At 61.8% G+C, this 25,176-nt stretch carries 27 protein-coding genes; 11 read left to right on the top strand and 16 right to left on the bottom strand.

The genetic code is table 11. The features are described 5' to 3' along the window. Positions 1 to 468 precede the first annotated feature (468 nt). Genes ACQ4W0_RS27850 through ACQ4W0_RS27815 form a run of 8 tightly spaced genes read right to left on the bottom strand, consistent with a single transcriptional unit; the run spans position 469 to position 7,396 of the window. Positions 469 to 924 carry a nuclear transport factor 2 family protein gene (locus ACQ4W0_RS27850; RefSeq protein WP_436579686.1) on the bottom strand — a complete coding sequence of 152 codons (456 nt, stop codon included), beginning with the start codon at positions 922 to 924 and terminating at the stop codon, positions 469 to 471. Beyond that, complete coding sequence (locus ACQ4W0_RS27845; protein ID WP_436579685.1) at positions 921 to 1,688, bottom strand: SDR family NAD(P)-dependent oxidoreductase; 768 nt, start codon at positions 1,686 to 1,688, stop codon at positions 921 to 923. The genes ACQ4W0_RS27850 and ACQ4W0_RS27845 overlap by 4 nt, the downstream gene beginning before the upstream one ends. Next, positions 1,685 to 2,245 (bottom strand): DUF3833 domain-containing protein, encoded by a 561-nt coding sequence (locus ACQ4W0_RS27840; protein ID WP_436579684.1) that lies wholly within the window; start codon positions 2,243 to 2,245, stop codon positions 1,685 to 1,687. Before ACQ4W0_RS27840 ends, ACQ4W0_RS27845 begins: the two co-directional genes overlap by 4 nt. Next, the gene (locus ACQ4W0_RS27835) at positions 2,233 to 3,513 is read right to left on the bottom strand and encodes an MFS transporter (protein ID WP_436579683.1); all 1,281 of its coding nucleotides are present in this window, start codon (positions 3,511 to 3,513) and stop codon (positions 2,233 to 2,235) included. The genes ACQ4W0_RS27840 and ACQ4W0_RS27835 overlap by 13 nt, the downstream gene beginning before the upstream one ends. After that, entirely contained in the window at positions 3,510 to 4,058 is a 549-nt protein-coding gene (locus tag ACQ4W0_RS27830; RefSeq protein ID WP_436579682.1) for a chalcone isomerase family protein, read from the bottom strand. Before ACQ4W0_RS27830 ends, ACQ4W0_RS27835 begins: the two co-directional genes overlap by 4 nt. 2 nt (positions 4,059 to 4,060) lie before the next feature. Further along, positions 4,061 to 5,302 (bottom strand): class I SAM-dependent methyltransferase, encoded by a 1,242-nt coding sequence (locus tag ACQ4W0_RS27825; protein WP_436579681.1) that lies wholly within the window; start codon positions 5,300 to 5,302, stop codon positions 4,061 to 4,063. Then, entirely contained in the window at positions 5,299 to 6,096 is a 798-nt protein-coding gene (locus ACQ4W0_RS27820; RefSeq protein WP_436579680.1) for a DUF1365 domain-containing protein, read from the bottom strand. The genes ACQ4W0_RS27825 and ACQ4W0_RS27820 overlap by 4 nt, the downstream gene beginning before the upstream one ends. Then, on the bottom strand, positions 6,086 to 7,396 hold the full coding sequence (locus tag ACQ4W0_RS27815; RefSeq protein WP_436579679.1) for an NAD(P)/FAD-dependent oxidoreductase: 1,311 nt from the start codon (positions 7,394 to 7,396) through the stop codon (positions 6,086 to 6,088). Before ACQ4W0_RS27815 ends, ACQ4W0_RS27820 begins: the two co-directional genes overlap by 11 nt. Positions 7,397 to 7,589: 193 nt before the next feature. Here ACQ4W0_RS27815 and ACQ4W0_RS27810 point away from each other — a divergent pair, with 193 nt between their 5' ends. From ACQ4W0_RS27810 to rpoH, 5 genes are all read left to right on the top strand, one after another. Next, the gene (locus ACQ4W0_RS27810) at positions 7,590 to 8,540 is read left to right on the top strand and encodes a MerR family transcriptional regulator (RefSeq protein ID WP_436579678.1); all 951 of its coding nucleotides are present in this window, start codon (positions 7,590 to 7,592) and stop codon (positions 8,538 to 8,540) included. 165 nt (positions 8,541 to 8,705) lie between these two features. Next, positions 8,706 to 9,773, top strand: a complete 1,068-nt coding sequence (gene ftsY, locus ACQ4W0_RS27805; protein WP_436579677.1) for a signal recognition particle-docking protein FtsY — start codon at positions 8,706 to 8,708, stop codon at positions 9,771 to 9,773. A gap of 6 nt (positions 9,774 to 9,779) precedes the next feature. After that, positions 9,780 to 10,523: a cell division ATP-binding protein FtsE gene (locus ACQ4W0_RS27800; protein WP_102120140.1), complete on the top strand. Its 744-nt coding sequence runs from the start codon at positions 9,780 to 9,782 to the stop codon at positions 10,521 to 10,523. Then, complete coding sequence (gene ftsX / locus ACQ4W0_RS27795) at positions 10,520 to 11,440, top strand: permease-like cell division protein FtsX (RefSeq protein ID WP_436579676.1); 921 nt, start codon at positions 10,520 to 10,522, stop codon at positions 11,438 to 11,440. The genes ACQ4W0_RS27800 and ftsX overlap by 4 nt, the downstream gene beginning before the upstream one ends. 487 nt (positions 11,441 to 11,927) lie before the next feature. Beyond that, entirely contained in the window at positions 11,928 to 12,821 is an 894-nt protein-coding gene (gene rpoH, locus ACQ4W0_RS27790; protein WP_102120138.1) for an RNA polymerase sigma factor RpoH, read from the top strand. A 90-nt stretch (positions 12,822 to 12,911) separates the two neighbouring features. On the opposite strand, the gene ACQ4W0_RS27785 is transcribed toward rpoH, so the two are convergent. Beyond that, a complete protein-coding gene (locus ACQ4W0_RS27785; protein WP_071079406.1) occupies positions 12,912 to 13,178 on the bottom strand; it encodes a hypothetical protein in 267 nt (88 codons plus the stop codon). Between the two features lie 172 nt (positions 13,179 to 13,350). Here ACQ4W0_RS27785 and ACQ4W0_RS27780 point away from each other — a divergent pair, with 172 nt between their 5' ends. Then, complete coding sequence (locus ACQ4W0_RS27780) at positions 13,351 to 13,803, top strand: hypothetical protein (RefSeq protein ID WP_436579675.1); 453 nt, start codon at positions 13,351 to 13,353, stop codon at positions 13,801 to 13,803. Positions 13,804 to 13,806: 3 nt separating this feature from the next. On the opposite strand, the gene ACQ4W0_RS27775 is transcribed toward ACQ4W0_RS27780, so the two are convergent. Both ACQ4W0_RS27775 and ACQ4W0_RS27770 read right to left on the bottom strand, forming a co-directional pair. Next, positions 13,807 to 14,154 (bottom strand): antibiotic biosynthesis monooxygenase family protein, encoded by a 348-nt coding sequence (locus ACQ4W0_RS27775; protein ID WP_436579674.1) that lies wholly within the window; start codon positions 14,152 to 14,154, stop codon positions 13,807 to 13,809. Continuing rightward, positions 14,151 to 15,299: a cytochrome P450 family protein gene (locus tag ACQ4W0_RS27770; protein ID WP_436579673.1), complete on the bottom strand. Its 1,149-nt coding sequence runs from the start codon at positions 15,297 to 15,299 to the stop codon at positions 14,151 to 14,153. Before ACQ4W0_RS27770 ends, ACQ4W0_RS27775 begins: the two co-directional genes overlap by 4 nt. A 76-nt stretch (positions 15,300 to 15,375) precedes the next feature. Between ACQ4W0_RS27770 and ACQ4W0_RS27765 the strand changes: the two genes are divergently transcribed. From ACQ4W0_RS27765 to ACQ4W0_RS27755, 3 genes are all read left to right on the top strand, one after another. Beyond that, entirely contained in the window at positions 15,376 to 16,071 is a 696-nt protein-coding gene (locus tag ACQ4W0_RS27765; protein WP_436579672.1) for an ArsR/SmtB family transcription factor, read from the top strand. Between the two features lie 138 nt (positions 16,072 to 16,209). Further along, entirely contained in the window at positions 16,210 to 17,064 is an 855-nt protein-coding gene (locus ACQ4W0_RS27760) for a DUF3667 domain-containing protein (protein ID WP_436579727.1), read from the top strand. A 223-nt stretch (positions 17,065 to 17,287) separates the two neighbouring features. Then, positions 17,288 to 18,940, top strand: coding sequence for a patatin-like phospholipase family protein (locus ACQ4W0_RS27755; RefSeq protein WP_436579671.1), 1,653 nt, complete (start codon positions 17,288 to 17,290; stop codon positions 18,938 to 18,940). Between the two features lie 70 nt (positions 18,941 to 19,010). On the opposite strand, the gene ACQ4W0_RS27750 is transcribed toward ACQ4W0_RS27755, so the two are convergent. From ACQ4W0_RS27750 to ACQ4W0_RS27730, 5 genes are all read right to left on the bottom strand, one after another. Then, a complete protein-coding gene (locus ACQ4W0_RS27750; protein WP_086139074.1) occupies positions 19,011 to 19,229 on the bottom strand; it encodes a YqaE/Pmp3 family membrane protein in 219 nt (72 codons plus the stop codon). Positions 19,230 to 19,309: 80 nt separating this feature from the next. Further along, complete coding sequence (locus ACQ4W0_RS27745; protein ID WP_436552592.1) at positions 19,310 to 19,891, bottom strand: TerD family protein; 582 nt, start codon at positions 19,889 to 19,891, stop codon at positions 19,310 to 19,312. A 34-nt stretch (positions 19,892 to 19,925) separates the two neighbouring features. Further along, the gene (locus tag ACQ4W0_RS27740) at positions 19,926 to 20,621 is read right to left on the bottom strand and encodes a TIGR00266 family protein (protein ID WP_436579670.1); all 696 of its coding nucleotides are present in this window, start codon (positions 20,619 to 20,621) and stop codon (positions 19,926 to 19,928) included. Between the two features lie 185 nt (positions 20,622 to 20,806). Further along, positions 20,807 to 21,382 (bottom strand): TerD family protein, encoded by a 576-nt coding sequence (locus ACQ4W0_RS27735; RefSeq protein ID WP_034784897.1) that lies wholly within the window; start codon positions 21,380 to 21,382, stop codon positions 20,807 to 20,809. A gap of 131 nt (positions 21,383 to 21,513) precedes the next feature. Beyond that, a complete protein-coding gene (locus ACQ4W0_RS27730; RefSeq protein ID WP_436579669.1) occupies positions 21,514 to 22,593 on the bottom strand; it encodes a DUF475 domain-containing protein in 1,080 nt (359 codons plus the stop codon). Positions 22,594 to 22,708: 115 nt separating this feature from the next. Here ACQ4W0_RS27730 and nhaR point away from each other — a divergent pair, with 115 nt between their 5' ends. Then, the gene (gene nhaR / locus ACQ4W0_RS27725) at positions 22,709 to 23,623 is read left to right on the top strand and encodes a transcriptional activator NhaR (RefSeq protein WP_436579668.1); all 915 of its coding nucleotides are present in this window, start codon (positions 22,709 to 22,711) and stop codon (positions 23,621 to 23,623) included. Between the two features lie 124 nt (positions 23,624 to 23,747). Continuing rightward, on the top strand, positions 23,748 to 25,082 hold the full coding sequence (locus ACQ4W0_RS27720) for an MFS transporter (protein ID WP_436579667.1): 1,335 nt from the start codon (positions 23,748 to 23,750) through the stop codon (positions 25,080 to 25,082). Positions 25,083 to 25,176 lie beyond the last annotated feature (94 nt).

Here is a 25,176-nt window from a genome sequence, read left to right as displayed (position 1 = left end):
CACAATTTGTCAGGTGATAATGGATAAACGGGACGAAGCATACACGGCATCGCCAATGTTTGCTGCCGGATGCCCAAAAACGGTAAATAATGCGCCCTGTTTTGGTGCATTGCCGCATTATTCAGGGGCGTAGGCGCAAATTCGCACGTCGGCGTACGCGTCCAAAAAATAGCCAGAGTGCCAAGTAAATTACTGACTTTCAGGTAATTTAAATTGCTCACATTGAAATGTTTTCCCTGTTTTGCCATGCATGCGTTCGCTACCCGATAGCAACGGATGAGGACGACTATTACTTGCAAAATGCACATTAGTTGAAACAATTTCTTACAATGTTGCCTTCTCAATATTTTGACATATTTGTGTCTAAAAAACGACACATTGATCAAAATCAAGTTTTTCACTGCTCAATTTCACACAATTTTCTTTTTCTTTTTTGGATTTTTTGCTGAAAAGCATCAAGAAACAAGCTTAGCGCCGGCTGGCGCGCCGGAGCATGCGCATGAAACCGCCCAGCAGAGGCAGTTTTTCATACAATTCTTCGGCGGCATCCCAATAATCGCGGTGCAAGACCACCCGCCCCTGCGTATCGAAGCGCACATGTGTTGCGCCACGAATACATTGTTCACCAGATACCAGGCGTTTCATGCGGAAACGAAACTCCCACGTCAGGAAGGCTTGCCTCCCCCGCCCCAGGCTTTCCAGCACGACAAACCTCGGCGCATCGACTTGCACGAACATGTGCTCGAAGATGGCCAGGATGGCGGCATGTCCCACCACCTCGTTGAACGGGTCCTTGAAATGGGCGTCCGGCGCGTACACGGCGCCCAACTGGGCCAGGCTCTCGATGCTCAAGTGCTCGTAGAACGCCACCAGGCGCGCCAGCGCGCCTTCCGTCTGCCCCGCATCCTGGCTGCTTGCGTTCATACGCCCGTCACCTTGCGGATCAGCCAAAAATAAGCCCGGTACGGCAACAGCCGCGCCAGGCGCAGGGTATTCGTGAAGCGTTTGGGGAAGTGGATGTGAAACTGGCCCCGCTCGATGCCGTCGAGCATGGCGGCCGCCGCGTCGTGCGCCGTCATCAGGGCAGGCATCTTGAAATCGTTGTCCGCCGTCAAGGGCGTGGCGACAAAACCGGGATTGATTTGATACACATCAATCCCGCGCCCATGCAAATCCAGGTACAGCGACTCTGTCAGGTTGATCAACGCGGCCTTGCTGGCGCCGTACGCGAGCGCCTTGGGCAAGCCGCCATAGCCGGCCACCGAGGCGACGATGCCGATGCCGCCGCAGCCCTGGCGCAACAGCCACGGCAAGGCCTGCTCCAGGCAATTGAAGACGCCGCCCACATTCAGGGCCAGCAATCCCTGCGCCGCCTCCAGGTCGAAGCTATCGGCGCGCATGGCCTGATAGCCGCCAGCGACTACCAGTATCAGGTCGATATGCGTCCACTGCTGCTGCAAGTCCGCGCAGACGGCCCGCAACTGCGCGGGCTGGGTGATATCGAGCGGCAATGCCTGCGCCAGCGGCTGCCCCTCGCACAGCAGTTCCAGACTGGCGCGATGGCGGGCCGACAAGGCCACGCACGCGCCCTGCTCCAGCAGCAAGGTGGCGCACGCGGCGCCGATGCCGCTGGAGGCGCCGATGATCCACACGCGCTTGCCGGCCCAATTGGTGATCTTGCGATTCATGGGGCCGCCTGTGGACGCTTGCTGAACGATAAAGTGACGGCACCCAGGCTAAAACCGAATTTGCTCATGGCGGCACGGTTGAGCATGATCTTGTCATCCATCAGGAACATCCAGTCCTCGAAGTCGACGTGGTACACCGTGCCATCGACGGGCAGCGCCAGCACGTATTGCCAGCGCAGCGCATTGCCTGCCACTTCGCCGATGGCCTCGCCGACCACGTCGGGCGCCGTGCCGATGAAGCGCCCGGGCGCCGTCTTGCGCAGGGTCCACACGCGCCGTTGCCGGCTGCCATCCGCGTACGTGAAATCCTCGTCCAGGGTACCCGTCTCGCCCACCCAGCTGGCCCGCATCACCACCGTGAAGCGCTTGACCACCTTGCCAGAGCGATCCTGGAAGATGCCGTAAGCATCGAGCGTGCCATTGAAGTACTGTTGCAAGTCCAGCAGCGGCAGTTCCTGCGCGTACATGGCCGGCGTGGGCGGCGTCGAGCAGGCAGCCAGCGCCAGCAGCAAGGCCGCAGCAGCCACGCCGCGCTGGCAGGATCTCATGAGGTGCATGGTCGATACTCCGTGGGTTCACTATATATATGTTGTAAAGGCGCGCGCCACAGCAGCAACGCCGCCAGCAGTTTCAGGACGCAGGGCAACAAGGCGTAGGCCGCCGACAGGGCCGGCAAGCCTGTGCTGCTGCCCGGTACATAGCCAAGCCAGGCCAGCAGGGGCAAGGCGATGCCGGCCGCCAACGCCAGGCTCATTTGCACGCCCCAGTTCCACCAGCCGAAATACGCCCCTTCGTGCCGCCCCGCATGGCCGGCCGCGCCGATCAGCCCTGCCAGCAGGGCCGGCGGCAAGGCCAGGTCGGCGCCCAGCGCCAGGCCCGACAGCAGACAGATGCCGGCAAAGCCCCAGGCAGCGCCTGCGTCGAGGCCATAGGCCCAGACAAACACGGAAGCGGCCAGCAGCATGGCACCGCCCCAGGCGCGCGCTTCACCAAAGCGGCGCGCCAGAGCCACCCACAGGGGCATCGAAGCGGCTGCCGCGCAAAAGTACACAATCAGGAACGCTCCCGCGTAATGTCCAAGGCGCAGATAATCGCCGGCAAAGAACAGAAACAGGGTGGCGGGGATGGCGGCGGCCACGCCATTGACGAGCAAGACGGCGAACAGCCAGCGAAACGCGCGCTGGCGCAACGGGATTTTCCAGCCACTGCCGGCGACCACCTCCCCGGCACTGCGCAAGGCCGGACGCGGCGCGCGCGCCAGCAGCAGCGCGCCCGTCGCCAGCAGGCAGACGGCAAAGGCCAGCGACAAGCCGTCATAGCCGAGCACGGAAGTCAGCCCCGCCGCCAGGATCACGCCAAGCAAGCCGCAGCCTTCGCGCACGGCCGCCACCCGCGCCCGCTGCGTGGGCGCCTGGCTCAGCGCCGCGCCCCAGCTCTGGTGCGCGATGCCAGCCAGGCCATAGGCGGTGTAGACGAGCAGCAAGGCAGCCAGGAACCAGGCCAGGGCAGCCCCATGCGACAGCGATGGCGGATGGAACAAGGCGCCAAAGCCCAGCAACAGCAACGGTAGCGCAGCGCCGACATATACGGCATAGCTGCGCCCGCCGCGCGCCATCCAGGCACCCAGGGCCGGGTCGATGAAGGCGGCGGCGATGCGCGCCGCCAGCAGCACGGCGCCGATCTGCGCCAGATCAAGACTGCTGCGCTGTGCATAAAACGGCGCCACATATATATAGATGGGCAGCGCCAGCATGGCCAGCGGCAAGCCGAACAGGCCATATTGGAACAAGGCCGGCAAGGTCAAGGCGCTGGCCCCGGCATTCATGGCAGCGGCGCCGCATGCTGCAACAGCGCGCCGCGCAGCTTGGGCGCCGTCGAATCGGGCGACAGCCAGATGGCGAAGAAGGCGCGCGCAAAGTCGCCATCGCTCACGTCAGCCAGCACCTTGCCATCGAGATAAAAGCGCACGCCGGGCGCGATGCCGGCCCGGTAGGCGCCCGCTATGCGCTGGTCTTCCTTGACGTCAGGAAAGATGCGCTGCATGGTGGCCAGCCACGCCAGGCGCTGCGCCTCGGTGCCTGCGCCTATCTTCTGCATCTGTTCATAGCTGGCCTCGGCGATCTTCTTGCCATCGAGCGCGCGCGCGTAGCGCAATTCCAGCACAAAAGGCGCCGTTGCCGACGCCGCGCCCTGGTAACCATTCGCGCCCACCCACAGTTGCGCGCGATAAATACGCATGCCGAACCACGTATACTCGCCCTCCCCCGCCAGCCGCGCTTCGGGCACGTCGGCAGCGATAAAGGCAGGCGGCGCGGCCACAGCACCGAACATGCTCAACGACAGCACAACAGCGGCAAGCAAACGGCGCATGGTCAGTCCTTGATCAGGGTAAATTGCATCACATCCGTGTTGTGCGCCTGGAAGGCGGCCTCGCAATACGCCAGGTAAAACTCCCAGGTCAGCAGGAAACGGCCGTCGAAACCCTGTTTTTCCAGCGCCGTGCGCTGGGCCAGGAAGCTGGCGCGCCACTGGCGCAGGGTTTCCGCATAGTCGAGGCCAAAGCTGAAGGCGTCCACCACGCGCAAGCCCTGCGCCTCGGCGGCGCGGCGAAACTCGGCCGGCGATGGCAGCATGCCGCCCGGGAAAATGTACTGTTGAATGAAATCCGTGCTCTTGCTGTAGCGCTCGAACAAGGCGTCGGCGATGACGATGGTCTGGATGCAGGCACGCCCTCCCTGTTTCAGGTTGCGCGCCACGCAGGCGAAATAGCCGGGCCAGTAGCTTTGGCCCACGGCTTCGAACATCTCGATCGAGGCGATGGCGTCGTACTGGCCATGGCTGTCGCGGTAGTCGCACAGTTGCAAATCGGCCTGTTGCGCCAGCCCCGCGTTTTGCAGGCGCTGGCGCGCATACGCCAGTTGTTCGCTCGATAAGGTCAGGCCCGTCACGTGAGCGCCGTAGTCACGCGCCACCGTTTCCGCAAAGCCGCCCCAGCCGCAGCCGATTTCCAGCACGCGCTGACCCAGCTGCGGCTGCAATTGCAGCTGGTCGGCGATGCGCGCGTATTTCGCACCCTGCGCCTGTTCCAGGCTGGCGCCTGCACTGAACAGGGCGCTCGAATACGTCATCGACGGATCCAGCCACAGCTGATAAAAGGCGTTGCCGATGTCGTAATGGGCGTGGATATTTTTCTTGCTGCCGGCGCGTGAATTGCGGTTGAGCAAATGCCTGACCTTGTAGATCAGGTTGCCCCACCAATTGCCGTAGATCAGCGATTCGATCTGCGCACGGTTGCGTATCATCAATTCGATCAGGCCCGGCAAATTGTCGGTGCGCCAATCGCCGGCAATAAACGTTTCCGCAAAGCCGATGTCGCCCGAGCGCAGCACGGCCGAGCACAGGCGCCAGTTGTGCAAGTCCAGGGTGACCGGGTGGCCGCCGTCGCCGTACAGCAAGATACGCCCATCGGGCGTGCGCAGGCGCAGGGCGCCATATTGCAATTTTTCCAGCAGGCGCACAATCATGCGCCCGGTGGCGGGCATATCCAGATGCTCATGCGAGATAGTGGAACTGCTGCGCGCATGCATGCCGGTCGGCAGGGAATCGGAGCTCATCGGGACACCTTTTCTTGTGGGGGAAGGGGTTTGCTGAAAAACGGCACGCGGCGCAGCCACAGGCGCAAGGCTTGCCAATGGATGCGCGCCATCACGCCAAACGTCATCAGGGGGTAGCGCAGCAAGGCCCAGGCGATGGCGCCATCGCGCAGCGGCTGCGCCGTGCCGGACAAGCTCGTTTGCAGCAGCGGACCGTCGAGGTCGTCGTAATCGACCCGGGCCAGGTGGCGCTCGCCGCCCTGTTCATGGTTGCGCAGGAAACGGAAACGATAATTGCCCTCCACCTTGCAGAACGGCGAGACATGGAAAATTTTCTTGGCAAGCAGTTCGCTGCCATACGCGATGGCGCCGCCCTGCTCGAGCAAGTAAAGATGGCGCTCGCCAAAGGTATTGCGCACATCACAGACCACGGCGCGCAGCACGCCATCCGGGCGGTGGCAAAACCAGAAACTGACGGGATTGAAGACATAACCGAACATGCGCGGCATGGCTTGCAGCCAGATTTCACCACCCGCATCCATCACGCCATGCTGGTGCAGCAAGCCATCAATCCACTCCAGCAGCGGCGTCGTGCCATCGCCATGGTCGCTGTCGCGGAAGGCCAGCACATTGACGCGGTTACGCGAGATCAAGCGGGCGGGAAAATCCTGCACGCCCAGGCTGCGCAGGGGCAGGCGCAGATAAAACATGCCGTAACTGAAAGCATGCGGACGCGGGCGCAGCCGCGCATGGCGCACCCGTCCCAGGCACAGCTGGGGCTGCGGCGGCACGGGCGGAGAGAGCTCACGCGGCATGACCGAGCTCCGCCGACGCCATGCCGTTCAACGCTGCTGCCACGGCCAGGCCCGATTTCAAGCCGTCTTCATGAAAGCCATAGCCCGTCCAGGCACCCGCAAACCAGGTGTGCTGCGCGCCCTGGAAGCCGGCCAGGCGCGCCTGGGCGGCAATGGCCGCGCCATCGAACACGGGGTGGGCATACGAAAACGCGTCGATTACCTTGGCCGGATCGGGCTCATCGAGCGGATTGAGCGAGACGATGACGGGCGTGCTGAAGGGTAAAGGTTGCAACTGGTTCAGCAAATAATGCACGCATACTTGCGGCGCCTCGCCGTGCGCGGCCGGCCGGCCCTGGTAATTCCAGGCCGACCAGGCACGGCGGCGCTGCGGCAGGCAAGACGCATCCGTATGCAGCACGGCCCGATTCGGCTGGTAGCGCACGGCTTCGAGCACTCGGCGCTCGTCGTCGCGAATATCGGCCAGCAGGGCCAGCGACTGGTCGCTGTGGCAAGCGAGCACCACGTGATCGACATGCTCGACGCCGGCGGCCGTATGCAACTCGACCATGCGCGCGCCGCCGTGCGACTGGCGGCGCACGGCCAGCACGGGACACGCCAGGCGCTGCTGCGCAATGCCCGCCAGCAGTTTTTCCACATACACGCGCGCTCCGCCCCGCACCGTGCGCCATTGCGGCCGGTCACTGACTTGCAGCAAGCCATGGTTGTGGCAGAAGCGGATGAAGGTGGCCAGCGGAAAGGCCAGCATCTGGCGCGCCGGACACGACCAGATGCAGGCGGCCATCGGCAATAAATACCAATGGCGGAACTCGGCGCCGTAGGCATGCAGGTCGAGGAACTCGCCCAGCGACATGGCCGGCGCCGGCAAGCTGGCCGTGGCCAGGGCGCTGGCTTGCCGGTTGAAGCGCAGGATATCGCGCAGCATGCGCAAGAAGGCGGGGCGCAGCAGATTGCTGCGCTGGGCAAATACGGTGTCCAGATTGGCCCCCGCCCATTCCAGCACGCGGGCATCGGGCGCGGTACCCAAGGGCATTTTCACGGAAAACGACATGTCGCTGTCGGCCGCTTCGACGCCCAGCTCCTGGAACAGCTGCACCAGGTGCGGGTAAGTGGCGTGGTTAAACACGAGAAAACCCGTGTCGACGCCATGCGTGACGCCATCGAGCGTGACATCCACCGTATGGCTGTGGCCGCCAAAATAGTCGCCCGCCTCGTACAAGGTGACGTCCTGGCCCGCCTGCGCCAGCCGATAGGCACACGACAAACCGGCAATTCCCGCTCCAACGACGGCGATTTTCATAACAGTATCCGCATAAAGTTTGTCCAGGACAAAATCAATAATCAATTAAATATTGATTCATGTCAATGAGGGCGCGAGCCGCTCACAAATTTATACGCAAGCAACTTTCAATCGGATTCAGCTATTTGGTCCGGCGCGACGGAAGGCGTAAAATGCATTCCACGTTCTTTTGGCATGCAAGCAAGCCCCCTGTATGGATACCGACCTGCAACCACTGCAATCCCCTTCCGCCTTCAGCATCAGCGATGTCGAACGCGACACGGGGCTGGCCAAGGAAACCTTGCGTGTGTGGGAACGCCGCTACGCCTTTCCCCAGCCCCAGCGCGATGCCTTCGGCGAGCGCAGCTACCCGGCCGAGCAAGTGCAAAAATTGCGCATGGTCAAGCGCCTGCTGGATCTCGGATTTCGTCCGGGTAAAATCATGCAGCACAGCACCTTGCAACTGCAGCAACTGGCCAGCGCGGGCAGCACGGCGCCACCTGCGCCGCAACCGCAACTGGCGCACTACCTGTCCCTGTGCCGTGGCCACCAGATGGCGGAATTGGGCGATGCCCTGCGCCACGCGCTGGCCGTGCTGGGCTTGAAAGCCTTCACCATCGACGTCATCGCGCCCCTCACCGGCATGGTGGGCGAAGCGTGGGCTTGCGGCGACCTGGCCGTGTATGAAGAGCATCTGTATAGCGAAACCCTGCAGACGGTGATGCGCCATGCCATTTTTTCCCTACCGCAAGCAAGCAGCCCGTCCACGCGCACGCCGCGCATCGTCCTCAGTACCTTGCCGCAGGAGCGTCATGGCCTGGGCCTGCTGATGGCCGAAGCGCTGTGTGCGGCGGCCGGCGCCCATTGCATGTCGCTGGGGGTGGAAACGCCGCTGACGGACATCGTCGCGGCCGCGCACTCGCAGCGGGCCGACATCGTGGCGCTATCGTTCTCCAGCGCCAGCAAGCAAAGGCAGACGCGCGACAGCCTGCAGCAGTTGCATGCGAGCTTGCCGCCAGACATGGAATTGTGGGCTGGCGGCCGCAGTCCCGTGCTGACCAGGCAGCCGCCGCCTTTTTTGCATGTACTGGACTTGCGGCAAGTCGAGGAAAGCATCGCCGACTGGCGCCGCCGCCATCAGGCGCGCGCCCTACAAACCCACTGAACCGGCTGGAAAGCGGGGCAACTGCGGCGATCTCCGTGGATAGCCACGCAATGTTGCCAATCGAACAGTAAAGCATGAAGGGCCGGGCGCGCTCTGGTAGAATAGCCCGTAACAACAGTGTCCGGCGCCGCCGGGCCTTAGGTCAGCACCCGCCACCACACATCCATGTTTAGTTTCTTCAAGAAAAAAACCGTCACTCCCGAGGCTGCGCCAGCCGAGCCCCTCGTCCTTCCTGCCGCCACGCCGCCTGCCCCGCCAGCAGTTGCTCCCTCCGCTGCGCCCCTGAGCGGCGCACCGGCCGAGCTCGTGCCCGTGATCGTGGCCGCCGAACCCGAGAAAAAATCGTGGATGACGCGCCTGAAAGCCGGCCTGTCGAAAACCTCGAACACTTTATCCGTGCTGTTCGTCGGCGCGAAGATCGACGACGCCCTGTACGAAGAGCTGGAAGCGGCCTTGCTGATGTCCGACGCGGGCATCGACGCCACCGAATTCCTGCTCACGGAATTGAAGAAAAAGGTCAAGGAAGACAAGCTGCTCGACGCCGCCGCCGTCAAGGCCGCGCTGAAGGTGCTGTTGACCGACCTGCTCTCGCCGTTGGAAAAACGCTTCGAGCTGGGCCGCCATAAGCCGCTGGTGATGATGATTTCCGGCGTGAATGGCGCCGGCAAGACCACCACCATCGGCAAGCTGGCCAAGCACATGCAGTCGAACAATCAATCCGTGCTGCTGGCCGCAGGCGACACCTTCCGCGCCGCCGCGCGCGAACAATTGATGGTCTGGGGCGAGCGCAACAACGTCACCGTCATCTCGCAGGAATCGGGCGACCCGGCCGCCGTGGCCTACGACTCCGTGCAATCGGCGAAAGCGCGCGGTATCGACGTGGTGATGGTCGACACGGCAGGCCGCTTGCCGACGCAGTTGCACCTGATGGAAGAATTGAAGAAAATCAAGCGCGTGATCGGCAAAGGCATGGAGGGCGCGCCGCATGAAATCCTGCTCGTCATCGACGGCAACACGGGCCAGAATGCCCTCACGCAAGTGAAGGCCTTCGACGATGCCCTGCAGTTGAGCGGCCTGGTGATCACCAAGCTGGACGGGACCGCCAAGGGCGGCGTGCTGGCGGCGATCGCCCGCGTGCGCCCCGTGCCCGTGTATTTCATCGGCATCGGTGAGAAAATTGAAGACTTGCAGCCTTTCGTGGCTGCCGAATTTGTTGAAGCGCTGCTCGGATAAGCCTACATGATTGAATTTCAGCACGTCTCCAAGCAATACTCGTCCGACGCCGTGGCGCTCAGCGACATTTCACTCAATATTGCCAAAGGCGAGCTGGTCTTTCTGGCCGGCCCCTCCGGCGCAGGCAAGTCCACCCTGCTGAAAATGATCGCAGCCATGGAACGCCCCAGCTCGGGCAAGCTGATCGTCAATGGCCAGGACATGGCGAAGATCAAGCCGGCCGGGGTGCCCTTTTTGCGCCGTAACATGGGCCTGATCTTCCAGCAGCAAAAACTGCTCAACGACCGCTCCATCCTGGCCAACGTCATGCTGCCGCTGCTCGTCGTCGGCGCCCACAAGGCGGCAGCCGAGCAGCGCGCCCGCGCCGCGCTCGACAAAGTGGGACTGCTGGACCGCGCCATGGCGCGTCCCCTGTCGCTGTCAGGCGGGGAACAGCAGCGCGTCTCCATCGCGCGCGCCATCGTCAATCGGCCGCAGATCATCCTGGCCGACGAACCGACGGCCAACCTGGACCGCGCCAGCGCCAATAAGGTGCTCGACGCCCTGAAAGCGTTTCATTCGGTGGGCGTGACCTGCCTCATTTCCAGCCATGACGAACAGATGCTCGACGCCGCCGCCCGCGTGATCCACCTGAAAAACGGCCAGCTGGTGGCCATCGACAAGGCCACGCAGGCGCCCGTCTTCGCACCGCCCGATCCCGATTTTGCGCCATCCCCCGACCCGGACGATGCGCAGGGAGAACAGGCATGAGAGGCTGGTTCCGCCAACACCGCTTCGCCCTGGGCTCGGCGCTGATCCATTTGCGCAAGTCGCCAGGCGGCTTCCTGTTGAACGTGCTCGTCGTCGCCATCGCCCTGTCGCTGCCGTTCGCCGGCTTGACCATGCTCGACAATGTGCGCCCGATGTCGGAACAGATGTCGGTCGACCCGGAAATCAGCGTTTTCCTGAAAATCGACACGCCGCGCGAGCAAGCCGTGGCCCTGGCCAGTTCCATGCGCAAGATCGTGGGTGCGCAAAAAGCGAAGATCCTCTTCATCCCGCGCGAACAGGCGCTCGACACCCTGAAAAACAAGAACGGCCTGGCCGACGTGCTCAGCACCCTGGGCGACAATCCCCTGCCCGACAGCTATGTATTGAAACTCGATGCGTTCAGCAGCGCCAGCGAAGCACAGGATGTCGATGCGGTGGCGGAACAGTTGCGCCAGCTGCCATTCGTGGAATCGGCGCAAGTCGATTCGGCCTGGGTCAAGCGCCTGGCGGCCCTGCTGGGCGTGCTGCGCCTGGTGCTGTTGCTGCTGGCGATCACTTTGGGCGTGGCCGTGATCGCCGTGGTTTTCAACACCATCCGCCTGCAAGTGATGCAGCAGCGCGATGAAATCAGCATCTCGAAATTGATCGGCGCCACCGACACCTTCATCCACCGCCCCTTCTATTACACGGGCGCCCTGCTGGGCCTGTGCGCCGGTGCGCTGGCGCTGGGTGCCGTGGCGCTGGCCTTGCAACCGCTCAATACCGCGATTGCCGAGTTTGCCCGCCTGTATGCGTCCGAGTTCCAGTTGGTGCCGCTGGCGCCGCTGCCGATGGCTGGCTTGCTGGCCGTCAGCGCCGGCCTGGGCCTGATCGGCGCCTTTCTCTGCGTGCAGCGCCACCTGGCGCGCCTGAACTGACCTTCCCTCCCATGGCGGCGCCACTGGCGTCGCCATACGTTTCACCCTCCCCTTGTTTTTTTAATATCCACCCCATACTGTGGTTATCTTGATATTTAGCAAGTATTCTTAAGGTTCGCTTCAGCTTGCGCCCGTAGACTACCTACGTTGTCGTCAAGAGGCGTGCGGCCCTTTCAGGCGCGACCAAACAGGTGCACACTGCAGTGTCCAGGCGCCCTGGCGGCGTGTTTTAGATAAAGTATCAACTTATAAATCGCCATAGTATTTAGGCTATCGGGACGATTAAATGTGCTGATTGGCACTCTCAAGCAGAGAGTGCTAATATAGGCACATACCAACAGCAGAACCGCCATAGGCGCCAGATATAGATGGAGCCGCGATCTGCAAAGTGCAAGACCGAATACGCAAAACCGAACAGACAATCAGGCCACGTCGCGTGACATGGCCAACTGGAACAAAGCAAGACTACGAGGGAGAAAACATGACTATGATGTCCGCAACGTCCGCATTGGTTCCGACCAAAAATAATGCGCTGGGCCTCGGGTTCACTGGCAATCTGGGCAATATCGACGCCTATATCTCGGCCGTGAACCGCCTGCCCATGTTGACCCACGACGAAGAAATTTCGCTGGCGACACGCCTGCGCGAAAAAAATGACCTGGCCGCCGCGCAAGAACTGGTGCTGTCGCACCTGCGCCTGGTGGTCTCGATTGCCCGCGGCTACCTGGGCTATGGCTTGCCGCATGCCGACCTGATTCAGGAAGGCAATATCGGCTTGATGAAAGCCGTGAAACGTTTCGATCCGGACCAGGGCGTGCGCCTGGTGTCGTACGCCATGCACTGGGTGAAAGCCGAGATGCATGAGTACATCCTGAAAAACTGGCGCCTGGTCAAGGTCGCGACGACGAAGGCCCAGCGCAAGCTGTTCTTCAACCTGCGCAGCCACAAGACGGGCCTGGACGCGATGACACCCAAGCAGATCGATGCGCTGGCCAAGCTGCTCGACGTGAAGCGCGAAGAAGTCATCGAGATGGAAACGCGCTTGAGCGGCCGCGACATCGCCCTGGAATCGCCGACCGACGATGAAGACGACAAGTTTTCGCCGATCGCCTACCTGTCGTCGGAGCAAAGCGAGCCGACCAAGGTACTGGAAGCGAAGCAAGTGACGCGCCTGCAATCGGAAGGCCTGGAAACGGCCCTGGGCAAGCTCGACGCCCGTTCGCGCCGCATCATTGAAGCACGCTGGCTGGCCAACGACGACGGTTCCGGCGCCACCCTGCACGCTTTGGCAGAAGAGTTCGGCGTATCGGCCGAGCGCATCCGCCAGATCGAAGTGGCGGCGCTGAAAAAAATGAAGGGCGCGCTGGCCGCTTACGTGTAATCGAAAGCAATGCCACAATGCAAAAGGCGCCGCAAGGCGCCTTTTAGTTTTACAGTTTGATGTTTATCAACAGATAAACATTGTTAGCCCTTACGCTGCAGCCAAGCCCTTGGTGATCAGCTCGGCGACCAATTCATTCAGATCCGCGTCGCGCTCCTTGGCCAGGGTCTGCAATTGCAAGACCAGGTCGCTGTTCAGCTTGACGGCGAAGGGCACCAGACCCAGGGCCTGATCGCGCTTGCGCTGCTCGCGGCGGTCGACGACCACCGCTTCCTTACCGAATGCGCCGGCGCCGGGAACATTCATCTTTCCCATCAGTTTCTTGGCATCGCTTTTCGCCAGGGCAGTTTTTTTCATGGTTGTTTCCTGATTTTCAAAACAGCCATTCTACGCAGTAATCGGCGCGCCGCGTGGTCGGCGCATCAATTCATCCGCAGCATGCCTATGGCGCGCCGGGAAAATATCATTTTGTTACTATTATCCTCTGCGCGGAGGCCGCGCCGGGGACGCTCCACCTGAAAGGAAAAATATGCATTACCTCCATGACTCCTGCCGTCGCTGGCTATTACCCATATTCATCGCTTGCCTGGCCGTGCTGGCCGGCTGCGGCGCGGCCGGCAGCGCCGGCGACGCGGAAAACACGCCGCGCAGCGTCACCCACGTGCTCTCGCCGGGCGAACAGGTCGCCATCACGGCCACTGACACCCTGAAACTGGAGCGCGTCAACGACAGCCGCTGCCGCAAGGGCGCCGTGTGCGTGTGGAAAGGCTACGTCAGCTACAGTTTCAGTTTGCGCAACAGCGCGGGCGCCACGGATATCGTGCTGTCCGATTCCATGCCCGGCGCCGCCAGTTCCGTCAGCGTCAAGCACCTGACGTTCACCCTGCTCGACGTCGACCCGGCCACGCCGCCCGCCCTGAACGCGGCCGAACCCGCCTACCGGGTCAAGGTAAAGATCACGCAGGGCGCGCTGCCCCGCTAAACGCTAGGCATCGTGGCGCTGGCGGCTGTCGCCGGGCGCCTGTTGCCGGTCAAGCATGCCGTAATCGCGTACCACGCCGGCGATGCGCAGCCGGTAATCATCAAACACGCCATGCCGGCCAGCCGATTGCGCCGCGCGGTGCGCTTCCAGTTGGCGCCACTGATCCAGCGCCGCCTCGTCGCGGAAAAACGAGAGCGACAACAATTTACCCGGCTCGCTCAGGCTGCTGAAGCGTTCGATGGAAATGAAGCCATCGATGCCATCGAGCAAGGGCCGCAATGCCGTCGCCAGGTCCAGGTACTCCTGGCGCCCTTCGGCGCTGGGCCAGACTTCAAAAATCACGGCGATCATGCGCCGGCTCCTGGCGCAAACACGGGGATGCGGGCGTTCAGCGACGGCAGATAAGTCCACGCCAGCGGCAAGCGTTCCAGCGCATCGGCCCACGCCTGCAAACAGGCCGTGGCGATGGTGTGCGCGATGGACTGGCCCGGACAGACGTGGCAGCCATGGCCAAAGCCGGGCGCCACAGGCTTCGCATGCTCACAGGCATCATGGCAGGCGCTGGCCAGCACGACGACGATCATCTGCCCGGCCGGCACGCGCACGCCATTGAACTCCACGTCTTCCGCCGTGTAGCGGCGCGTGTTGTGGATGGAGGGATCATGCCGGCCCACCTCGCGCAGCATGGCCGGCCACAGCTCTGGCGCGGCACTCAGTTGCGTGGACAACTCCGGTTGCGCGCACAAGGCCACGATGGCATTGCCCAGCAAGCCGGCCGTGGCGTCGCAGGTCTGCGACAGCAAGCCCACCAGATTGGCCAGCACGCCGTTCGATGCCTGCCAGCCTGCCTGCCGTGCCCCGGCCACGACGTCGTGCAACAGACTGCCGGGCAGCGCATGTCCCTCGCGCAGCAACACCGAGAAGCGTTGCAATAGCGCCTCGGCTGCCGCCTGAGCGCCTGCCAGTTGCGCGCCATTGCTCAGCGGCGACAAACAGGCAACGAAATCGCGCGTCCAGGCGGCCAGCGCCGGCCATTGCGCTGGCGCAAAACCCAGCAAGTCCGCCACGACAAACAGGGGCAGTTCGAAAATCGCATCGTTCAGCCGCGTGGCACTGCCGGGCAGCTGCGCTTGCGCCAGATCCAGGGTGCGCGCCTGCAGGCGCGCCAGGTCCACCTGGCCCAGCGCGTGCGCCAGCACCTGTTTCGGCACGGCATGCCGCTCGCCCTCATTCATACGCACCAGTTCGGCAAAAATCGCGCCGCACGGCGTGCCCGCCAGCTTGTGCGGCACGGCCAGTTCCGGTGGGCGCACGCGGCAAGCGGGATGGTCCAGCACGGCCCGCACGCCGGCCGCGCCCGTCGCCAGCCAGCCATCGAGCCGCGCATCGAAACGCAAGGATGGGCCTTCCGCCAGGCGGCGATAGTAGTCATACGGCGCCGCGTGAGTGACGGCAGCAAGCGGGTGAACAGGGTCGGCGGGATAATCGAGCGGCATGCGCATTCCATTGCAGTGAGGTGGGGACACGAGTATGCTGCCCCTTCCACTACAACACTTCGCCCACGAACGAATCATGGATGACAGCCCCCTTCCCCACACGGCCGATGTACGCCTGGCGCAACTGGCCGGCGCCATCGCCGAACCGGCGCGCGCGCGCATGCTGTGCAGCCTGCTCGATGGCCATGCGCGCACGGCCACGGAATTGGCAGCGCTGGCCGAGGTTGGCGCCTCGACTGCCAGCGCCCATCTGGCGCGCCTGCGCGACGATGGCTTGCTATCGATGGTGGCGCAGGGCAAGCACCGCTATTACCGCCTGGCCAATGCAGAGGTGGCACGGGCGCTGGAAGCGCTGCTGGTGGTAGCCGGCGTGCCGGCAACGCCCTTTACGCCCACCACGCCGGACCGCTTGCGCCATGCGCGCACCTGTTACGACCACATGGCCGGCAGCGTCGCCGTCGCCCTGCACGACCAGTTGCACGCGCAAGGCTGGCTGCTGGACGATGGAGGAGAATATCGCCTGTCGGAAGCGGGTGCGGCCGGCATGGCTGCGCTGGGCATCGACCTGCCGCAACTGCAGCAGCAGCGCCGCCGCTTCGCCTGTGCCTGCCTGGACTGGAGCGAACGGCGCGCCCACCTGGGCGGCGCGCTGGGGGCCGCCATCCTGCAGCTGGCCCTGCGCCAGCGCTGGGCCGAGCGCGAACTCGACAGCCGTGCCCTGCGCCTTACGCCCGCCAGCGAGCGGCGCCTGCTGGCAGCCTTCGCTGGCTGAACGGTGCCCGCAATTTGTATCGCGGAAGCAACTACTGAGAGAAAAATGCCCTTTTACCATTGTTTTCCTTCATCATATGCTGCGCCCTTGAGCGATCACTTTACCTTTCGGCTATGGAAAGAGTCCATCTTGAAAACAGTGTCACCCAGCACGAGTCCCGCCAGCACCTGCCATAACTGCGCCACCCACGCACCAGGCAACTTCTGCAGCGCCTGTGGCCAGGCGACTACCGTGCACGTGCCCAGCGCGCGCGAATTCCTGCATGAATTTGTCGCGCATTACGTGGCGCTCGAAGGCAAGCTTTGGCGTACTCTGGCGCTGCTGCTGTTTCGTCCGGGTGCGCTGAGCAATGAATACATCGCGGGACGCCGCGTGCGCTACGTCGAGCCGCTGCGGGTGTACCTGACCTTCAGCATCCTGTTCTTTGCCATCCTGAAGTTCAGCAGCCCCGACGTATTTCTCACCGTCCACAGCCAGCAAGCCCAGGTGAGCGCCCATGGCCCCCGTCAAATTCCGGAAAACAAGTCACCGACTATGCAGGTCAGCATTTTGGGCCAGACACCCACCCTGCCACGCCAATGGCAAGACTTTGAGCAACTACCCACGGCAGAGAAACAAAAATTCGTGGTGGAAAGCTTTTTCCATTACGCGCCGTATGCCATGTTTTGCCTGATGCCGCTGTTCGCCCTGTATTTGAAGATCCTCTACCTGGGCAGCGGGCGCCGCTATGGCGAGCATTTCCTGTTCGCCCTGCATACGAATGCCTTTGCCTTCATCACGATGGCGCTGATGACCTTGATCCCCATCGAGATTGTCCGCCTCGCACTCGGCGCCTGGCTGCTCGCCTATCTGCCCTGGGCCATGTGGCGCGTGTATCCGAGCGGCAAACTCGCCACCGTCTGCCGCTGGGCATTCCTGATGGCGGCGCATAGCCTGACCATGGGTTTGGCGATCGCCGGCTGCATCGCCACGGGCGTCATGCTGCGCCATTAAAGCGCACTACGCGCCCTCCCGGAGACAAGTCTCAAGGCATCTCTCTTGTCTCCTCGATGCAGGATGCTCCCCGCGTGCTGCATGCAGCGAGCAGTAGCGCTTGCTGCCCGCGCAGCGGGCCATTGCCATCACGCCACCATCTTCATGTTAAGCAGCGACAAGTTTGCTAGAATCGCACACGTTTCCGTCCGTATCCCAAACAATGACTACGCACAGATCGCGCATGCATCCACACTTGTTCGCACCATTTTTCCTCCTTGCGCTGCTGAGCGGCTGCACGGTACTCGCCCTGCGCCCCAACAGCGGCGTCGAAAACCGCACGTTTGCTGTGCAGGAAACACCGCGCCTGCGCATTGACGCGCCCAAGGCGCGCATCCAGAATCCCATGCCCAGCGACCATTTCATCGGCATCGCCCTGTCCGGCGGCGGCAGCCGAGCGGCCAATTTCTCGGCTGCCTCGCTGGAGCAGCTGGAACAGTTCGGCCTCGTCAGCGGCGCCTCGGCCATCTCCGGCGTCTCGGGCGGCGCCATCGCGGGCGGCTACTATGCGCTGCATGGCAAGCAAACGAATTGGCCCTTGCTGCGCAGCAAACTGAAAACGGATTTCTTCGGCCAGACCATTTTAAAACCCGCCAACCTGACAACGATGTTGTTGACGAACAAGACGCGCACATCGTTCCTGTCCGACGTGTTTGACGATGTGCTGTACGACAAGAAAACCTACCAGGACTTGCCGCACGACGGCCCCATCTTCCTGGCCAACGCCACGGACGCCACCGATGGCGGCAAGCGCGTGGTGTTTTCCTATGAGTATTTTTACGGCACCCTGCATTCGCCGATCCAGGATATCCGCCTGGCCACGGCCGTGGCCACCTCGGCCGCCTTTCCCGGCGTGTTCGATTCCGTCACCTTCGAGCGTTTCCGCCCGAAAAACAGTTTCGTGCCGGAACTCGGTTCCGAATCGCGCGAATCGCCGTCCTACGTGCATCTGTTCGACGGCGGCGCGGCCGACAACCTGGGCGTGGAAACCCTGTGGGACGTGGCCTTGACGCAGCTGTATGGCAACGACATGGCCGTCGTGCCGCCGCGCCTGAACAGCAAACCCTTCGTCCTCATTGCCATTGATGCCAACGCGCCCAATTCCAGCGCCGTATTCGAAAAAATGTCGGACGAACGCCAGCCGCTGGACCGCATCTTCAACAAGAATATCTACGATGCCGTCGACGCCCTGTTTTCGCGCCAGCGCAAGGAAAACCTCGTCAAGATGGGCTTTGGGCAAGCCCGCTTCGATACCATCACGCATGAAAATTTTGGCGACCTGAGCCAGAAATTCGTCAAGGGCAAGCGCACTTCGGCCTTTGCCATTCCCGTGCTGTGTCGGCCTCATCTGGGCCAGTACCGCTGCGAAGTCGATGCAGCCGATCCCTTGCCGGGCCAGATCCGCACGCGACTGGAAGGTTTTGCCTGGCATATTTCCATCGACCAAATCGCCTCGCTGGCGCTGCGCCTGTCCAGCGACGATGTGCAAGTCGACGGTGCGCGCAAGGATGAACGCGCCGCCTTGGTCAAGCTGCAACGCCTGGCCACGCAGACAAAAACCCATCTGAAGCTGACGGGCCCGGAAAACTGCAGCCCGGACGTCTTGCAAGCGGCCCTGTACAGCGCCGCGCGCGTGCTGATCCTAGACGACGAAGAATCGCGCTTCGCCCTGTGCGACTACATGCTGGCGGGCCAGCTGATCAATGACGATACCGTCTGCAAGCAGCGCTATGTCCACGCCGTGCCCCGCTTCGCCATCGAAAGCGAAGATTTGCAGTACCGCAACTTGAGTTCGGATGGCAATTCCGTCAACGTGCCGATACGCTGCAAGAAGTGAGCGCCCACAAAAAAGCCCGCACGATCGCTCGTGCGGGCTTTAGCGCAAGGATTCCAAGCGCCCGGTTGATTTAAATCAACCGACTACGCCTGCGCATGTAGCTGCGGCTTAACGCACCTTCCAGTTCCTGCTCCGTTTTATGCTGGTTCACCGTGTACAGGGCCCACAGGGCCGCCGGCGCCCAGCCGATCACAGTGCACTGCATGATCAAGGCGGCGGCACCGGCCAGCGGGCGCCCCAGCATGAAAAACGTGAGACACGGAAGTAGCAAGGCTATCAGCAATCGCATCACGACATACTCTCCTTCAATATAGAGCAGCGGACAAGGGCCGGTATCCGGTCCGTCCCCCGCCCGCTGCGTACTGCTCCTTATAGATGCACGGCAATCTGCGGCATGAGGTCGTCAAAGGTGCGACCGTTGCCGTTTTCTCCGATGGCGTGCATCTTCCATTCGCCGTTATGGCGGTACAGCTTGGCCATGATCTGTGCCGTGTGGGAACCTTGCACAGACAGGTTGAAACGCGCGACTTCCTGGTTATTGCTGGCATTCAAGATGCGGCAATAGGCGTTTTCCACCTGCGAGAAGTTCTGGCCAGTAAAGCTGTTGACGGTGAAGACCAGGCTTTTCACGTGCGCCGGCACTGTCGACAGATCGACATTGATCTGTTCGTCGTCGCCATCACCCGCGCCCGTACGGTTGTCGCCCGTGTGAACGATACTGCCGTCCTTGCTTTTCAGCTGGCGGAACCAGACGATGTCGGACGTGCTCTTGTTCTCATCGAACATGACGCACGAAGCGTCCAGGTCGACGGCTTCGGTCTTCGAACCGAAGCCCAGGAAACCCTTGGTCTTGACGGCATCCCAGCCCAGGCCCATGGTGATACGGGTCAGGGTGGCACCAGCTTCTTTGTCCAGAGAAATCTTCTGGCCTTTGCTCAAATTGACAGACATACGCATTGCTCCTGTTTAGTTAGTTACTGCTTGATTACGCCGGCTTGCTTTGCGTCCAGGCGAGGAAGGCTGCGCGGTTGCGCGAGCACACGAGGATTTTCCCCGTGCCTGAAAACTTCAGTACCATGCCCTCGCCGCTGGTCTGGCTATTGATCAAATTACCCAGAAAGCCACCGCTGCTGCCGGTCGTCATGGAAATTTCGTATTGCAGGCGGTTGTCCCAGCACACGACGTGCGAGTTATCGATCACCACGTCCTTGCCAGGCGTCACTTCCAGTATCGACATCGCGCCAAAACCGGACACCGCCAACTGGCCGCTGCCTGCCGTCTCGGTGATGAAAAAACCACCGCTCTGGGCAAACAGCGCATTGCCAAGACTTTGCGTGCGCACCTTCAATTCCACGCCAGCACTGGCCGCCACGAAGGCGCCGTCGCTGATCATGTATTGCTGGGCGCCCACATCAAGCACCCGCATCGCGCCGGGCAAGGTGGGCGACAGCAGACAGTCGCCGTCGCCCCGCATGGCCTCGATATGCTGCTGAAAGAACGATTCGCCGTTGGCAAAGGTGCGCATCAGCGCGGCGCCTATGCCGCCCGTCATCTTGCCTTTCAGCTCAAGATTGGTTTCCATCATCACCATCGCGTTGGATTCGCAATAAATCTTCTCGCCCTTGGCCAGCGACACATGCAGGAACGGGTCGACGTCCCCGGTAATATTGAAAACTGGCATACAACTGTTCCTTCCTTGACGATGATGGTGATGTCGGGCTAAACCGCCCTTACTACAGAATAACGGTGCCGCACAAAACCGTAGCGAGCGGATGTGATTTGTGGCCGAGAAGCGCAACCGTACTTTAGTACGGTGAGCATCGCCGGCCGCAAAGCGCACCGCGCAGTAGGTTTGGTGTGGCTACCTTATACGCCGACGCCGAACGATGCTGCCAGGGGGCCCAGGCCGCCCTTGTAGCCCTGGCCGATGGCCTTGAATTTCCAATCCGCGCCATTGCGGTAGATTTCGCCGAAGACCATGGCCGTTTCCGCCGAACCGTCTTCCGACAGGTCGAAGCGGGCGATTTCCGTGTTGCCGTTGGCATTCACGCAGCGTACATACGCCTTCGATACCATACCAAAGTTTTGCTTGCGCGCTTCGGCATCGTGTATCGTCACGCAGACGGCGATCTTGTCGATCTCGGCTGGCACCGTGGCCAGGTCGACGATGACGGTTTCATCATCGCCATCGCCAGCGCCGGTGGTGTTGTCGCCCGAGTGGGTGACGGAACCGTCGCTCGACTTCAGGTTGTTGTAGAAAATCATGTCGACGTCGGCGCGTACCTTGCCGTCGGCCTTCAACAGGAACACGGAACCGTCGATGTCGAACGCGGCGCCATCGGTGGCGCGGGCATCCCAGCCCAGGCCGATGATCATCTTCGAAATGCCAGGGGCTTCCTTGCTCAGGTTGACGTTGCCGCCTTTTTGCAGACTGATTGCCATAATGTATTGCTCCTATGTGGGTTGTGTATGACCAAACACCTGGCGTCCTCCACCGGCCTGACTCCCCAGGCCGGCGGCGACGCTTGCTACAACTTGCCGACAAACCGGTGTAGTCGTTTGCCGCGCATTCTTTACACTGCTGTTGCCTTGACCGGTTCCAGCGCTTCCATCTTGCCTTCTTCGAGGGCCATCCTGCGCTTGTAGCGGATCGACGACCACAGCGAGGCGAGAATGAAGGCCACGCCGATCAGACCCGTGAAGATCTCGGGAATGTGGAACTTCATGCTGACCAACATGATCACAGCCAGGATACCGATCGCATAGTGCGCGCCGTGCTCCAGATAAACGAACTCGTCCAGCGTGCCCTTGCGCACCAGGAACACCGTCATCGAACGCACGAACATCGCGCCGATCGCCAGGCCCAGCATGATGATCACGACATCCTTGGTGATGGCAAACGCGCCGATCACGCCGTCAAAGCTGAACGAGGCGTCGAGCACTTCCAGGTACAGGAAGCCGCCAATACCGCCGCGCTTGATGATGTCGCCCATGTTGCCGTCGCCGTTATCGCCTTCCAGCAAGCCACTGATCACATCGACGCCCACGTAGGTCAAAATACCCCACAGGCCGGCCGTCAGGACCACCAGCTTCTGACCTTCTTCGATCATCGACAGGCTGGCCATCAGGGTACCCAGCGCGATCATCACGGAAATCGACGAGATCTTGCCCAACGCACCCAGTTTTTCTTCAATACGGCCCAGCCAGTGCGTTTCTTTTTCCGAGTCCAGCAGGAAGTTCAGGAACACCAGCAGCAGGAAGATGCCGCCGAAAGCCGCCACTTCCGCATGGTGATTCGTCAGGTGCATCGAATACTGTTCCGGATTGCTCAGGGCCAGATTCCATACTTCCAGCAAGCCCAGGTCCGCCGCTTGCGCCACGATGACCAGTGGGAACAGCAGACGCATGCCGAAGACGGCGATGATGATACCCACGCCCAGGAACAGGTTTTGCCAAAACTTATCCCAGTTCTTCAGCACCGAGGCATTGACCACCGCGTTGTCAAACGACAGCGAGACTTCCATTACGCCCAGGATCACCGCAATGCCCAATGCCGACAGCATGGTCGACACACCACCGTGCGTGTAACCCCACCAGGCGGAAATGCCCAGGCAGATAAATGTCACTAGAAATGACACTCTGAAATGTTTCATCGATAGTTCCCCTTTATCCAAATTCAATGGAACGTAGTATAAGGACATGTGACACATTTAAAAATGGAAGATAATAGAAGCATTACTTCGTAAAAACAGAAGATAGGGTCATGCGATGAAAACTACCGGTTTCAATTACCGCCATTTGTACTTCTTTTGGGTGGTCGCCAAGGAAGGCGGCGTGACGCGCGCGGCCGAACGCCTGGGCCTGGCCGTGCAAACCATCAGCACCCAGCTGGCCCTGCTGGAAAAGGAACTGGGCAAGTCCCTGCTGCAGCCGCAGGGACGGCGCCTGGTGCCGACGGAAGCAGGCCGCCTGGCGCTGGGCTACGCGGACCAGATTTTTTTGCTCGGCGAACAGATGCAGGAAGCGCTGGCCGACACGGACGCGGAAAAGATGCGCCTGACGGTGGGCATTTCAGACTCGCTGCCGAAACTGATGGCGTATCGCATGCTCGACGCCACGCGCAGCCTGGACAAGCCCGTCAAGCTGGTGTGCCTGGAAGATGAATTCGAGTCCCTGCTGGCCGACCTGGCCCTGCACAAGCTGGACCTGGTCTTGACGGACCGCGCCGTGCCGGCGGGCGCCAGCCTGCGCGTGTCCAGCCACCTGTGGGGCGAAAGCGCCATGAAGCTGTTCGCCATCCCCGCGCTGGCCGGACAATACCGCGACAATTTCCCGCACAGCCTGCACGGCGCCCCATTTTTACTGCCCGCGCGCAATAACGCCCTGCGCGGGCGTATCGACGAATGGATGGTGCAGCAAGGCGTGCGCCCCGACGTGGTCGGTGAATTCGAAGACAACGCCATGCTCAACGCGTTTGGCCGCAAGGGCCTGGGCCTGTTCTTCGCCTCGGCCAGCCTGGCCGACGAGATCGAGGAGCAATTCGGCGCCGTGCTGGTGGGCGACGCCTCGTCCCTGCGCGAGCAGTTTTACGTCATCTCGAACGAGCGCAAGATCATGCACCCGGCGCTGGACGTGATCCTGGCCAGCATCCAGCGCTCGCCGAAGATTCACAAGGAAACCTGATAAATCCATTCGAAAATAACGTTTGAATAATCAATCAAAAGCGATTGTAATGAAGCCTGAGACAAACACGCGCCTGTCCCTCGCCGGAAGGGCGCGACCACCATAAAAAAACAGGAGCGGCACCATGTCCACGGCAGGCAAGACGATCGATATTCCCGATCTCATCAATAACAACAAGATCGGTTCCTTCCAGATCGGCATGCTGATCCTGTGCGGGCTGTGCGTCATCATGGATGGCTTCGACGTGCAGGCCATGGGTTATGTGGCGCCCGCCATCATCGCCGACTGGCACGTCAGCAAGGCCAACCTGGGCCCCGTGTTTGGCGCGGGCCTGCTGGGCATGCTGGTCGGCTCCCTGGTGTTCAGCATCACGGCCGACAAGTTCGGCCGCCGTCCCGTGCTGATCGGCTCGACCATCTTCTTTTCGCTGTGCATGCTGGTCACGCCGCTGGCCACAAACATCGAGCAATTGCAGCTGATCCGTTTCATCACGGGCCTGGGTCTGGGCGCCGTGATGCCAAACGCCATGGCGCTTGCCGGCGAATACAGCCCCCTGCGCAAGAAAGTCACGCTGATGATGCTGGTCTCCTGCGGTTTTACTTTGGGCGCCGTGCTCGGTGGCTTGCTGTCGGCCGCGCTGATCCCCGCATTCGGCTGGCAATCCGTGTTTTACGTGGGCGGCGTGGTGCCGCTGGTGATTGGCGTGCTGATGTTCTTCCTGCTGCCGGAATCGATGCAATTCCTGGTGCTCAAGCAACGCAAGCTCGACAAGGTGGCGCAGTGGTTGAAACGCATCGATCCAACGGTGACCATCACGGCCCATACCCAGTATGTTGTGCATGAGAAGGCCCACAAGGGCGCGCCCGTGCTGCAATTGTTTACGGGCGGCCGCGCGAAGATGACGATCTTGTTGTGGGTCATCAACTTCATGAACTTGCTGAACTTGTATTTCCTGTCGAACTGGCTGCCGACCATCGCCAAGGAAGCGGGCCTGTCCACGGCCAACGCCGTGCTGGCCGGCACGGCCCTGCAAGTGGGCGGCACCATCGGCACCCTCGTCATGGGCCAGCTGATCGACCGCTCCAGCTTCCGCCGCATCCTCCTGCCATGCTTCCTCGTCGCTGCGGTCGCCATCGCCCTGATCGGCCGTCCCGACGTGTCGCTGGCCTTTTTGTTCATCACCATCTTCATCGCCGGCTTTTGCGTGGTGGGCGGCCAGCCTGCCGTGAATGCCCTGGCGGCCAGCTACTACCCGACCACCTTGCGCTCGACGGGCATCGGCTGGAGCCTGGGCATCGGGCGCATCGGTTCCATCATCGGCCCCGTGCTCGGTGGCGAGCTGATCCGCCTGAACTGGCCCAACAGCACGATTTTCCTCGTCGTCGCCATCCCCGCCATCGTCTCGGCCGTCATGGTCTTTGCCATGCGCGGCGGACCGCAAACGGCGGCCAAAGGCTGAAAAAGCGTGAAAAACCTGCCGCGCGCGCCCGCCTGCACGGGCGGGGCGCGCGGCTAAATTAGGCTATGGCGCCCTTCGTCGTTTAAGATGACGT

Origin of the sequence: Janthinobacterium breve, assembly GCF_051380895.1 — a bacterium.
Taxonomy (GTDB): Bacteria; Pseudomonadota; Gammaproteobacteria; order Burkholderiales; family Burkholderiaceae_D; genus Janthinobacterium.
This window is presented reverse-complemented; position numbering and strand designations above follow the sequence as displayed.